This window comes from Pseudomonas sp. DE0157 (assembly GCF_007678615.1).
In the GTDB taxonomy this organism is placed as follows: Bacteria; Pseudomonadota; Gammaproteobacteria; order Pseudomonadales; family Pseudomonadaceae; genus Aquipseudomonas; species Aquipseudomonas parafulva_B.
Genome location: NZ_VEJN01000022.1, coordinates 12735 through 24867, shown reverse-complemented (window position 1 = coordinate 24867; position 12133 = coordinate 12735). Strand labels below are relative to the sequence as shown.

Sequence of the window (12133 nt, the reverse complement as noted above, 5' to 3'; positions counted from 1 at the left end):
AGCGATGAGCATGAACAGAATGTTGATCGCCACCGTCCTGATCGGTGTAGGCATGACGGCGCAGGCAGCGCAGGACGAGCCGGCGCTGGTCAGCCAGGGTGAGTACCTGGCGCGGGCAGGAGACTGTGTGGCGTGCCACACGGCCAAAGACGGCAAACCGTTTGCAGGCGGGTTGCCGATGGAAACGCCGATCGGCACGATCTATTCGACCAATATCACGCCCTCATCCGAGGGCATTGGTCATTACAGTTTCGAAGATTTTGACCGTGCCCTGCGCCATGGGGTCCGCAAGGATGGCAGTACGCTGTACCCGGCCATGCCATACCCGTCCTATGCCCGGTTGACTGAACCCGACATGCAGGCGTTGTACGCCTACTTCATGAAAGGCGTGGCGCCCGTGCAGGAGCCGAACAAGGACACGGACATTCCTTGGCCCTTGAGCATGCGTTGGCCGTTGTCGATCTGGCGCGGTGTATTCGCCCCGGACCCTGAACCCTGGCAGCCATTGCCCGAGCGAGATCCGGTGGTTGATCGCGGAGCTTACCTGGTCGAAGGCCTGGGCCACTGCGGTGCCTGCCATACCCCAAGGGCACTGACCATGCAGGAAAAAGCGTTAAGTGCAGAGGAGGGCGATGCCTTCCTGGCCGGCAGCGCGCCGCTCGAAGGTTGGGTGGCGAAGAATCTGCGAGGCGATCACAAGGATGGCCTGGGCAGTTGGAGCGAGGCGCAACTGGTGCAGTTTCTCAAGACTGGCCGCAGCGACACCAGTGCCGTGTTCGGTGGCATGAGCGATGTGGTGGAGCACAGCATGCAGTACATGAGCGACGCCGACCTGACGGCCATCGCGCGCTACTTGAAGACCTTGCCGCCCAGCAATCCGAATGACACACCCCACGTCTATGACCAGCAAGTAGCGGATGCGCTGTGGAAGGGCGACGACAGCAAGCCTGGGGCTGGGGTGTATATCGACAATTGCGCCGCTTGCCACCGTACCGATGGCAAGGGATACACGCGCGTCTTTCCAGCGCTTGCCGGTAACCCGGTGGTGCAGACCCAGGATGCTACCTCGTTGATCCATTTGATCCTCAAGGGCGGGACCCTGCCTGCGACCCGCACTGCGCCCTCGACCTTCACCATGCCGGCCTATGGCTGGCGCCTGAGCGATCAGGAGGTGACTGACGTGGTCAACTTCATCCGCACCAGTTGGGGTAACCAGGGGGAGCCTATCGAGGTCAAGGCGGTGAAAAAGCTGCGCACAAGCGACATGAAGCAGACATCGGGTGATGATCTGGGGCAGGTGACTGAGCATTAAAATCCGGCAAGCCGGTCGACCCTCAAATCGCGCTTGCGAGGTGAGGGTCAAGACGGTATCTACCCGGAAACAAGCGGCACGGAGGATTCCCGATCAACGGTGGATTGACGCGCACAGGTGTTTTTGGTCTAGTGAAACCGGTTTCATCATGATCACAACAACCATAAGGTCCCATCATGAGCCCAGCACCCGCGCCAGTGCGCGACCGTGTCACCATCAGCGAGGTGGCCCGTGTCGCAGGCGTCTCGAAGGCCACCGTTTCCCGGTACATCGGGGGCGATCGCCAATTGCTGGCCGATGCCACCGCCCAGCGCCTGGGCGAGGTGATCGAGCAGCTTGGCTATCGGCCGAACCAGATGGCGCGCGGGCTCAAGCGCGGGCAGACACGGCTGATCGGCATGTTGGTCGCCGATATTCTCAACCCCTATTCGGTCGCCGTTATGCACGGCGTGGAGACGGCGTGCCGCCAGCATGGCTACAGCCTGGTCGTGTGCAACACCAACCGCGATGACGAGCAAGAGCGCCACCACCTGCGCGCCTTGCAGTCTTACAACGTGGAAGGACTGATCGTGAACACCCTGGGCCACCACCCGGGTGAGTTGCTTACCGTCATGCGCGACCTGCCCATCGTGCTGGTCGACCGGCAGTTACCTGAGCTCAACGCCGACCTGGTCGGCCTGGACAATGCGCACGCGATGCAGCAGGGTATCGAGCATCTACACGCCCGTGGTTACCGAAACATTCTCGCCATTACCGAGCCGCTGGACGGTACCAGCTCGCGAGCCGAGCGCGTCCAGGCGTTGACAGCCCTTGTCCAAACCCGTGCTGACATGCAGTGCCAGGTGGTGCCAACCGGCCCTGAACTGTCGCAAGCGCTCACCCGCTTCCTGGGGAGCGACGGCACCCGTCCCAAGGCACTTTTCACCCTCAATGGCGTTGCGACGCTGGCGGTGACCACCGCATTGCGCGAGGCCGGGCATGCGCTGTTCGGTGAGGTCGGGGTGATCGCATTGGACGACCTTGACTGGTATCCCTTGGTTGGCAACGGCATCACGGCCCTAGCGCAGCCCACCGAACGCATCGGTATGGCAGCCTTCGAACACTTGCTCAGTCGCCTGCACGGTGAACAAGGCGTCGCCCGGCGCATCGATTTCAAAGCGTCGCTGATCATACGAGGTTCCACCCACCCACGCTGAACACAACGGCGGCCTGGGCCTTGCCCGCGATGCCTGCCGCTTAAAAATGAAACCGGTTTCATAGGACAATAACAATGCATGCAAATCCTGTTTCCATCAGCCTGTCCAGCTACGGCGCAGACTTCGTCCGACACCGCGGCCAGGAGCAGTTCATCGATCTGCTGGCCAGCGCCGGGGCAAGCCGCGTGGAGTTACGTGAGGAGTTGTTCTCATGTCAGCCCGACCCGACTGCCCTGGGTGCATTCATCGCCGGTGCAGGGCTGCAGTGTCTGTACTCCACGCCGCTAGAGCTCTGGTGCGCCCAAGGGGTCCTCGCGCCCGAGTTGAAGGCCAAGCTGCGCATCGCCAAGGCACTTGGAGCTGTGGCGGTGAAGGTGTCCCTGGGGCATTACCGGGGTGACGTCGACATGCGGGCATTGCGGGCGCTGCTGTCCGAGGACGGCCCGGTATTGCTGGTCGAGAACGACCAGACTGAGCACGGTGGGCGGATAGCGCCGCTCGTGTGTTTCTTCGAACAGGCACAGGCATGCGGTGTGCGCGTCGGCATGACGTTCGACATCGGCAACTGGCAGTGGCTGGACGAGCCTGTGCTGGAGGCCGCCAACCGGCTTGGACGTTGGGTGGAGTACGTGCATTGCAAGGCAGTGATACGCCATGCCACCGGGCGCTTGGCTGCCGCGGCACCTCAGGCGCCCGACCTTGAGCACTGGCAGCAGATACTGGCCCATTTCACACCTGGGGTGGTACGCGCGGTCGAATACCCGCTGCTCGGCGAAGACTTGTTGACCGTAACGCGCAGCCATGTACGTCAACTGTCCGCACTGGGTGCGCGCCATCACGCACGGGAGCTGAGCCATGCCTGATCATGACGTGTTGTGCTTCGGCGAGACCATGGCCATGTTCGTGGCCGACGATGTGGGGGATCTTGCACAGGTCGGGCGGTTCGGCAAACGCATTGCCGGCGCCGACAGCAATGTCGCCATCGGGTTGTCGCGGCTTGGCTTTGGGGTGCGCTGGATCAGCCGGGTAGGCAACGACTCGCTGGGGCGCTTCGTGCTCGATAGCTTGCGTGCAGAAGGGCTCGACTGCGCGGATGTGCAGGTTGACCCCACTCATCCTACGGGTTTTCAACTGAAGGCGCGCTGCGATGACGGCAGTGATCCGGTCGTCGAGTATTTCCGGCGTGGCTCGGCAGCCAGCCACATGAGTGCTTCGATGCTGGATCCTGCCTGGCTGAGCGCGGGCCACCTGCATGTAACCGGCATTCCGCTGGCGCTGTCGGATGGCTGTCGGACGCTGGCCCAGGCGTTGGTCAGCCAGATGCGCACAGCCGGTCGCACCATCTCATTCGACCCCAACCTGCGCCCGACGCTATGGCCCGACAAGCAGCGCATGATCGAGGAGATCAACGCCATTGCTGCCCAGGCCAACTGGGTGTTGCCGGGGCTGGAGGAGGGGCGTCTGCTCACGGGTCGTCAGACACCTGCCGAGATCGCCGGCTTTTACCTGGACCTTGGTGTGGACCTGGTGGTGATCAAGCTGGGCGAGGCGGGCGCCTATTACCGCAGCGCCAACGACGAGGGCCAGGTCGCGGCCGTACCCGCGCCATGGGTGGTCGACACCGTGGGCGCTGGCGATGCCTTCGCCGTCGGTGTGCTCAGCGCCTTGCTCGAAGGCCAGCCCGTCGAGCACGCCGTTGCCCGTGGCAATTGGTGCGGCAGCCGCGCCGTGCAGTCGCGCGGTGACATGGAGGGCTTGCCGCGCCGGCAGGACCTGACGGCATACGAATTCCCACATAACCCTGAAATACGCACGGCCTGAATCACCTGTCGCACAAAAACAACAAGCTCAGGAGAAACTCACCATGAAACGTACAAGCCTGGCGCCACGCCGCTGGTGGTACATCATCCCCATCGTGTTCATCACCTACAGCCTTGCCTACCTGGACCGTGCCAACTACGGCTTCGCAGCAGCATCGGGCATGGCCGAAGACCTGCACATCACCCCTGTGCTGTCCTCGCTACTGGGTGCGCTGTTCTTTCTGGGCTACTTCTTCTTCCAGGTGCCGGGTGCTATCTATGCCGAAAAGCGCAGCGTCAAGAAGCTTATCTTCGTCTGCCTGATCCTGTGGGGTGGGCTGGCCACGCTGACCGGCATGGTCAGCAACGTGTACATGTTGATCGGCATCCGTTTTCTGCTGGGCGTGGTGGAGGCGGCGGTGATGCCGGCCATGCTGGTCTACCTGTGCCATTGGTTCACCCGTGCGGAACGCTCGCGCGCCAACACCTTCCTGATGCTGGGCAACCCAGTGACCATCCTGTGGATGTCGGTGGTATCGGGCTACCTGATCAAGCATTTCGACTGGCGCTGGATGTTCATCATCGAAGGCTTGCCGGCGGTGCTCTGGGCGTTTTGCTGGTGGCGCCTGGTCGATGACCGGCCTGCGCAGGTTTCCTGGCTGAGCGAGCAGGAGAAAAATGATCTGCAACAGGCACTGGCAGCAGAGCAGCAGGGCATCAAGCCGGTCAAGAACTACCGTGAGGCGTTTCGCTCGCCGCAGGTGATCATCCTGTCACTGCAGTATTTCTGCTGGAGCATTGGCGTATATGGCTTCGTGCTGTGGCTGCCCTCGATCCTCAAGCAGGCGGCCAACGTCGACATCGTCGAGGCCGGCTGGCTGGCCTCGGTGCCTTACCTGGCGGCGGTGATCGCCATGGTGGGCGTCTCCTGGGCCTCTGATCGGATGCAACGGCGCAAGCGCTTCGTGTGGCCACCGCTGCTGGTGGCGGCGCTCGCTTTCTACGGCTCCTACGCATTGGGGACCGAACACTTCTGGTTGTCGTACGCCCTGCTGGTGGTCGCCGGGGCCTGCATGTATGCCCCCTACGGTCCGTTCTTCGCAATCGTGCCCGAGATTCTGCCGGCCAACGTGGCCGGTGGCGCCATGGCCTTGATCAACAGCATGGGCGCGCTGGGCTCATTCGGTGGCTCGTGGCTGGTGGGATACCTCAACGGCGCCACGGGTAGTCCCGCAGCGTCGTACCTGTTCATGTGTGGCGCGCTGGTGTGTGCCGTTGCCCTGACCGCAGCGCTGAACAACTCAACCACCTCCGGGCGCGCCAAGACGCCTTGCCTGCGTCCGGCCACCCCCTTCAGGAACCCAACATGAAAAAACGCATCGTGTTGTACAAGGCGTTGTCCCACGACTTGCTCGCGCGCCTTCAGGCCGCGGCAGAGGTCACCACCGTCGACCTGGCCCGCCCCGATGGGATGGCCCGCTTGCGTGATGCGCTGCCCGGCGCCCACGGCCTGCTAGGCGCCAGTTTGCGCCTGGATGCCAGCCTGCTCGACCTGGCGCCCGAGCTTGAGGTCATTTCCAGTGTGTCGGTGGGTGTGGACAACTACGACATCACCGACCTTGATCGACGCGGCATCGTGCTCACGAATACGCCCGATGTGTTGACCGAAACCACGGCCGACACTGGCTTCGCACTGATCCTGGCCACGGCCAGGCGGGTGGTGGAACTGGCCAACTGGGTGCGCGATGGTCATTGGCAATCAAGCCTTGGCCCTGCGCAGTTCGGCAGCGACGTACACGGCAAGACGCTGGGCATCGTCGGCATGGGGCGTATCGGCGAAGCACTGGCGCGGCGGGCGGCCGCGGGTTTCGGCATGCAGGTGATCTACCACAGCCAGCGACCCAAGCCTGACGTCGAGGCCCGCTACGGGGCCAGACGCGTTGCGCTGGACGCGCTATTGGCGCAGGCAGATTTCGTCTGCCTCACCGTCCCGTTGAGCGCAGCTACCGAGGGGCTGATCGGGCGCAAGGAACTGGCGCTTATGAAACCTGCGGCCATCCTGATCAATATCTCCCGAGGGCGTGTCGTGGACGAACAGGCGCTGATCGATGCCCTCGAAACACGGCGCATCCGCGGCGCGGGCCTGGATGTGTTCGTTCAGGAGCCATTGGCGGTCGACTCGCCTTTGCTGCGGCTGGCTAACGTGGTGGCTACCCCGCACATAGGTTCGGCCACCGAAGACACCCGGCAAGCGATGGCGCGTTGCGCCGTGGACAACATGCTCGCCGCGCTAGCGGGTAGACGCCCAGCCAACGCGGTCAACGGCTGATGCGCCGCCGCTGAGGATGGTTGATCAGCGGCAGTTGCCGGCTTTGCGGTAGCCCGCTGCCTGGGCTTCTACCTCGGTCGCGAAGGCGACCTGGTTCTTGGGCGCGACCTGGTGATAGCCCGGGCACCCGACAGACAAGTGATACACGTGGCTGTTGCGGTTGCCCAGTACGGCGCCCACGGGGGCTTGGCTTGCTACGGTGGTACGGGCAGGCGCCGCCAGCGCTGGCTGCACGCCATCGCCCGTTGGGGTGTAGTTCAGGGTCCACTTGCGTTCGCCCGTGACGAACGGGTTGGCGTGGCCCATGATGGCGGAAATGCGTCTGTCGCGCTCTTTTTCCCAGGCTGAAACGGGGTGCTGGCGGTCCCATGCCATCAGCAGCTGTTGCTGTTGGCGAGACATGTTCAGGCGGTAGCGATCGAACATGTAGAACGTGGTACGGGCGACCAGGCCCTTGACTTCATCTCTGGGCTCGGCCGCGCGCTGGGCAAAATCCACCTTGGTCGTGCACTGGCCATATTCGCCCTGGTTGCCACTGACCATGCCGTAGTTGAAATTGCTGCGGTCACCGTTGACCTCACCCACGGCAGGGTAGAGGTTGAAGAGGTCGGCCTCCATGGCGCGGAATACCGGGTCGCTGTCCACACAGTGCTCCCGGCCGCCGTTTTTCCAGCACTGGCGTTGGTTGCCGAAGGTATGGGCCGGCACGATGTGCTCCCACTCGGTGCGCTCGGCGCGGTTTTGCTGTTTGCGGGTCTGGTAGCCACACGAAGCCGCGTCGATCCGTCCGCCTGACTTGCCTACCCATGTCCACTGGCAGCCGCAATACAGCTCGCCCATGGCGCTCTTGTCCTGGTCCATGTAGACCTGCTGCTTGGCCACGACCTTGGCTTCAGCAAAAGTGGAGGGCGGGTTTGCCCAGGCAGGGCTACTTAGAATCAGAAGTAGATGAAGGGCGTAACGCAATGATTTCATGGGTAAACAACACGCAGATTACTGGGGCGTGCATTGTAGTACTTCTACCCAGAGCAGACAGCACGCATTGACCACCACGCGTAGGAAAACGGGTGGCCAATGGTCGCAGGGAAGGCGTGATGCTATTTGAAACCCGTGACTGCATGGGGCACGTAGGGTGCCTCGAGTCGAGCGGTCTCCTCAGCCGTCAGGCGCAGGTCGATGGCGGCCAAGGCGTCGTCCAGGTGCGCGGGCTTGGACGCACCGACGATGGGCGAGCTGACCCCTTGCTTGCCCAGTACCCAGGCAAGCGCCACTTGGGCCATCGGCACGCCACGCTCCTGGGCAATCTGTTCGACCACGTCGATGACGCGTCCGTCTTGCGCCTCGGTTTTCTCGAAGAATGACTGCCCGGACAGATCGGTGCGGGTCCGTTCGGTCTGCTGCCCGTTGGGGCGGGTCAGGCGACCACGTGCCATGGGGCTCCAGGGCATGAGCCCGACGCCCTGATCCAGGCACAGGGGAATCATTTCGCGCTCTTCTTCACGGTACAGCAGGTTCAAAAAGTTCTGCATCGACACGAAACGGCTCCAGCCGTTGCTGGTGGCCACCTGCTGCGCCTTGGCAAATTGCCAGGCATACATCGACGAAGCGCCGATATAGCGGGCCTTGCCCGCCCTGACCACGTCATTGAGCGCTTCCATGGTTTCTTCGATGGGAGTGGTGTAGTCCCAGCGGTGGATCTGGTACAGGTCGACGTAGTCGGTGCCCAAACGCGACAGGCTGGCGTCGATACTGGTCATGATCGCCTTGCGCGACAACCCTTGCTCATTGGGACGGCTGGCGCCCTGCCACATGTTGGCCGGGTAGAAAACCTTGGTGGCGATCACCGTCTCGTCACGCCGGGTGAATTCCTTGAGCAGTTTGCCGAGGATCACCTCTGAGGTGCCCGCGGAATAGCTATTGGCCGTGTCGAAAAAGTTGATGCCCTGCTCGACGGCATGGCGAATGATGGGCCTGCTCGCGTCTTCGCCCAGTGTCCAGGGGTGCGTGCCGGCATCCGGCTCGCCGAAGGTCATGCAGCCCAGGCACAACCTGGAAATGTCCAACCCGGTGGTACCCAATTTCACGTATTGCATCAGTGTGTCCTCGTCAGCCTTTGAATAGGTGCAGCGTACCCGCGTTGGCCATGCGGGCAAATTCCGTGTTGCTGCAAGTGGGACCTGCAGGAATTCACAAGCGCAACAGGGGCTTGATCTGCTGGTGCAGGAAATCGGTCACTGCCTTTATCCGCGGCGTGGCGCGCACGTCTTCATGCACCGCCAGCCAGATCTCGATGCTGATGGTCTGCTCAGGCTGGCCAGCCACGGTCAACCCGTGCTCATGGGCCATGAAGGCGGGCAGGCAAGCGATGCCTATACTTCCGGCACACGCCTGGGCCTGGATGCGCAAGTCGTTGCTCAGCAAGGCGAAGGGTTGCTCGCCCGCCTGGCGGTTGAGCCACTGTTGCTGCGGTGAATGGGCCTGGGAGGCGTCATAACCAATGTACCGGCGTGCCGAACCGCTGGCTTGGTAATCGGCACTGGCATACAAACGATAGTCCAGGTGCCCGAGCAGGCTGACCACCAGGGTCGGCTCGGTGGGCCGTGACAGGACGATGCTGATGTCGGCCTCGCGCCTGGCCAGGGATGCCCGAGATTTGCTGCCCACCAGCCGCAGGCGCAGTTGGGGGTAGTGCTTGTAAAGATCCCCCAGGCGCCTTGCGATGATGCTGCCCAGCAAGGCGGGCGGTGCCGAGAGGATCACTTCACCTTCTACCGTTTGTTGACCGGCGCTGGCAAAGTGTTCGAGGGCGAAGGACGATGCGGCCATCTGACCGGCCAACTCGCCCACGCGCTCGCCATCCTCGGTGAGCACATAGGCCCGTGCGCGGCGGTCGACCAGCTTCAGGTTGAGCGAAGCCTCGAGAGATGCGATCCGCCGAGCGACGGTAGCGTGGTCGACTGACAGTACCCTGGCGGCGGCAGACAGCGACCCGGTCGCGCAGAAGGTCGAGAAATGGCGTAAGTCTTCCCAATCGAACATGAGCGGGCTCGGCAGTTATAGGTCTGAGAGGGCCAGACACCGTCTTGGATACCAGCCCGTGCGGGAATGTAGCCTTGGCTCAAGCGCCGCCTTTCATGCGCCGTGCGACAACATAGAGCCCCAGCCCCAGCAGCGCCATGGCAGCGCCGATGTAACCTGTACTGGTCCAGCCCAACCCCGCCGTGATCGCCATGCCTCCCAACCATGGGCCCAGGGCGTTGGCCAAGTTGAAGGCGGCATGGTTCGAGGCCGCTGCAAGGCTTGGGGCTTCGTGAGCGATGTCCATCAGGCGGATTTGCAAGGGCGCTGCCAGGGCGATCATGGTACCCACCAGGCCGATGCCCAGCAGCAGGCTCCACAGGTTCGCGGCGGCAAAGGTGAAGAACAGCAGGACCAACACCGACCACGCCAGCACCAGCCCCACGGCGCGGAACTGCAAGCGGTCGAACAATTTGCCGCCGACGATATTGCCGACAATGCCGCCCACGCCGAAGGCTGCCAGGCCGAACGGAATCCACTGCGGCGCCACGCGGGTCACTTCGAGCATGGTCGGGGCCAGGTAGCTGAACACGCAGAACATCCCGGCAAAGCCGATGGACGCAATGCCCAGCGCCATCCAGACCTGGGGCAAGGTGAAGGCCTTGAGCTCCTTGCGCGGGTCACTGCGCACCTCATCATGACGCTGGGGCACGAAGCGCCACACCATGGCGATGGTGCACACGGCAATCAGCCCGACCAGCACGAACGCCGAACGCCAGCCAAAGTACTGGCCCAGAAAGGTGGCGATCGGGTTGCCCAGCAACATGGCCAAGGTAAGCCCCATCATGACCCGAGCCACGGCGCCTGCGCGCTGGTTGTTGGCCACCATGCTCGAGGCCACGACTGCGGCAATGCCAAAGTACGCGCCGTGGGGCAGGCCGCTGATGAAGCGAAACGCGATCAGCCCGCCAAATGAAGGTGCGAAGGCGGTGGCCAAGTTACCCAGCGCATACAGGCCCATCAGCAACAGCAGCATGTGCTTGCGCAAAATCTTGGCGCCAAGGATGGCCAAGGTGGGTGCGCCCACCATGACCCCCAGCGCGTAGGCGCTGATGGCATGTCCGACCTGAGGTTCGCTCAGGTTCAGGTTACTGGCGATATCCGGCATCAGGCCCATGATGGCGAACTCACCGGTGCCAATGGCGAAGCTGCCCAGCGCCATGGCGGCTTCCATTTTTACGACCGTGCTTTTGCTGGGCAACGGGGAGGGTTCTAAAACTGACATCTGGCTCCTTGAAACATGCTGAAACGTTCAAGGGATGATAATGGCAACGCGAACGGTGCGTCGAGCCGCGCCGACTCGCTCGCCGACGCAACCAGCGGTCTTCTAACGGGCGCAAAAGTAGGGCGAATGCGAGGTGGAGTACAGATGTACTCCATAGCATTAGCGATCTAGATATTGACTCTGTCCGGCAAAGTCGATGAAGCGCTGGCTGGCCAGCGACAGGTACTCACCCGACCGCCAGCACAGCCGGAAACTCATCTGCTGGGCAGGCTCGAACGGCACACCGACGATACCTGGCGTTCGTAATTGCACGGAGCGCAGCAATGTGGCCACGCCCATGTTGTCCAGTGCAGCCTGGACCACCAACGAAACGAAATTGCTCTGCAATGCCACTTGGTAGGTAATGCCGTGTTCGGCAAAGAAGGCGTCGAGCAACTGGCGCTGCACGAATGTACGGTCGAACACCACCATGTCGGTGCTGCGCAGGTCTTCGGCAGTCAGGCTTGCCTTGCCGGCGTAGGGGTGATCCGGGTGCATGCAGGCCAGCATCTCGTCGCTGCCCAACAGGATCGATTCCTTATCCGCGGGCACGCGGCGGGACTCGAGCAGCGCCAGGTCGATTTCTCGTTGCTCTAGGCGCTGGCCAATGTCTTCGGCGCTGCCCTCGAACACGGTCATGGCGATGCCGGGATAAAGCCTGCGAAAGGCGTTCATCAACCCGGGCACATAGTGCAGGCCGAACATGGGCGGGATCCCCAGCCGCACTTCGCCGCGCTTGAGGTCGGCCATGTCACGCAGTGCCTGGCGGGCCACGTCCATCTCCCGCAAGGCTGATGCGATGCGGGGCAGAAATTGCTCGCCTTCCACGGTCAGTACCACCTTGCGCGTGGTGCGGTTGAACAAACTGACGCCCAGTTCTTCTTCAAGGCGGGTCACGGCCATGCTCAGCGCAGGCTGGGCGATATGCAGGTGCTGAGCGGCCTTGGTGAAGCTGCCTTGGCGGACGATTTCGACGCAACAACGCAGCGCCTTGAGATTCATTTAGGGCATTCCAGAATTGATAACGTTTTGTGATGCTCAGCATCATAACAATATATTTACTATTATTAACGCCAACGCCTACGATGCGCGGCACTGAGACATCCTGCAACATCTCAGTCACGCAGCCAGCTGGCTGCATCCTCCCTGGATCTT

General features: G+C 62.5%; 11 protein-coding genes. 6 read left to right on the top strand and 5 right to left on the bottom strand.

Going from position 1 to position 12133, the window contains the following annotated elements; genetic code table 11:
* Positions 1-10: 10 nt before the first annotated feature.
* The 6 genes from FS777_RS20370 to FS777_RS20345 all read left to right on the top strand — a co-directional run bounded on the left by FS777_RS20370 (position 11) and on the right by FS777_RS20345 (position 6636).
* A complete protein-coding gene (locus FS777_RS20370) occupies positions 11-1312 on the top strand; it encodes a cytochrome c (RefSeq protein ID WP_145257374.1) in 1302 nt (433 codons plus the stop codon).
* A gap of 176 nt (positions 1313-1488) precedes the next feature.
* Positions 1489-2508: a LacI family DNA-binding transcriptional regulator gene (locus tag FS777_RS20365; protein WP_058637741.1), complete on the top strand. Its 1020-nt coding sequence runs from the start codon at positions 1489-1491 to the stop codon at positions 2506-2508.
* 74 nt (positions 2509-2582) lie between these two features.
* A complete protein-coding gene (locus FS777_RS20360) occupies positions 2583-3371 on the top strand; it encodes a sugar phosphate isomerase/epimerase (RefSeq protein WP_058637740.1) in 789 nt (262 codons plus the stop codon).
* The gene (locus FS777_RS20355) at positions 3364-4329 is read left to right on the top strand and encodes a sugar kinase (protein ID WP_058637739.1); all 966 of its coding nucleotides are present in this window, start codon (positions 3364-3366) and stop codon (positions 4327-4329) included. The genes FS777_RS20360 and FS777_RS20355 overlap by 8 nt, the downstream gene beginning before the upstream one ends.
* 43 nt (positions 4330-4372) lie before the next feature.
* Positions 4373-5677 carry an MFS transporter gene (locus FS777_RS20350; RefSeq protein ID WP_145257369.1) on the top strand — a complete coding sequence of 435 codons (1305 nt, stop codon included), beginning with the start codon at positions 4373-4375 and terminating at the stop codon, positions 5675-5677.
* The gene (locus FS777_RS20345; protein WP_058637737.1) at positions 5674-6636 is read left to right on the top strand and encodes a D-glycerate dehydrogenase; all 963 of its coding nucleotides are present in this window, start codon (positions 5674-5676) and stop codon (positions 6634-6636) included. The genes FS777_RS20350 and FS777_RS20345 overlap by 4 nt, the downstream gene beginning before the upstream one ends.
* 24 nt (positions 6637-6660) lie before the next feature.
* Here the strand turns inward: FS777_RS20345 and FS777_RS20340 are convergent, their stop codons facing one another.
* The 5 genes from FS777_RS20340 to FS777_RS20320 all read right to left on the bottom strand — a co-directional run bounded on the left by FS777_RS20340 (position 6661) and on the right by FS777_RS20320 (position 11980).
* A complete protein-coding gene (locus tag FS777_RS20340) occupies positions 6661-7611 on the bottom strand; it encodes an endonuclease (protein ID WP_058637736.1) in 951 nt (316 codons plus the stop codon).
* 122 nt (positions 7612-7733) lie between these two features.
* A complete protein-coding gene (locus FS777_RS20335; protein WP_058637735.1) occupies positions 7734-8729 on the bottom strand; it encodes an aldo/keto reductase in 996 nt (331 codons plus the stop codon).
* Positions 8730-8823: 94 nt separating this feature from the next.
* A complete protein-coding gene (locus tag FS777_RS20330; RefSeq protein WP_058637734.1) occupies positions 8824-9675 on the bottom strand; it encodes a LysR family transcriptional regulator in 852 nt (283 codons plus the stop codon).
* A 79-nt stretch (positions 9676-9754) separates the two neighbouring features.
* On the bottom strand, positions 9755-10939 hold the full coding sequence (locus FS777_RS20325; RefSeq protein ID WP_178091303.1) for an MFS transporter: 1185 nt from the start codon (positions 10937-10939) through the stop codon (positions 9755-9757).
* Positions 10940-11098: 159 nt separating this feature from the next.
* On the bottom strand, positions 11099-11980 hold the full coding sequence (locus FS777_RS20320) for a LysR family transcriptional regulator (protein ID WP_058604991.1): 882 nt from the start codon (positions 11978-11980) through the stop codon (positions 11099-11101).
* Positions 11981-12133: the final 153 nt, after the last annotated feature.

Bases quoted from the DNA above. Each gene is read 5' to 3' on its own strand.
- FS777_RS20370 (WP_145257374.1), top strand. From the start codon at position 11: ATGAACAGAATGTTGATCGCCACCGTCCTGATCGGTGTAGGCATGACG.
- FS777_RS20365 (WP_058637741.1), top strand. From the start codon at position 1,489: ATGAGCCCAGCACCCGCGCCAGTGCGCGACCGTGTCACCATCAGCGAG.
- FS777_RS20360 (WP_058637740.1), top strand. From the start codon at position 2,583: ATGCATGCAAATCCTGTTTCCATCAGCCTGTCCAGCTACGGCGCAGAC.
- FS777_RS20355 (WP_058637739.1), top strand. From the start codon at position 3,364: ATGCCTGATCATGACGTGTTGTGCTTCGGCGAGACCATGGCCATGTTC.
- FS777_RS20350 (WP_145257369.1), top strand. From the start codon at position 4,373: ATGAAACGTACAAGCCTGGCGCCACGCCGCTGGTGGTACATCATCCCC.
- FS777_RS20345 (WP_058637737.1), top strand. From the start codon at position 5,674: ATGAAAAAACGCATCGTGTTGTACAAGGCGTTGTCCCACGACTTGCTC.
- FS777_RS20340 (WP_058637736.1), bottom strand. From the start codon at position 7,611: ATGAAATCATTGCGTTACGCCCTTCATCTACTTCTGATTCTAAGTAGC.
- FS777_RS20335 (WP_058637735.1), bottom strand. From the start codon at position 8,729: ATGCAATACGTGAAATTGGGTACCACCGGGTTGGACATTTCCAGGTTG.
- FS777_RS20330 (WP_058637734.1), bottom strand. From the start codon at position 9,675: ATGTTCGATTGGGAAGACTTACGCCATTTCTCGACCTTCTGCGCGACC.
- FS777_RS20325 (WP_178091303.1), bottom strand. From the start codon at position 10,939: ATGTCAGTTTTAGAACCCTCCCCGTTGCCCAGCAAAAGCACGGTCGTA.
- FS777_RS20320 (WP_058604991.1), bottom strand. From the start codon at position 11,980: ATGAATCTCAAGGCGCTGCGTTGTTGCGTCGAAATCGTCCGCCAAGGC.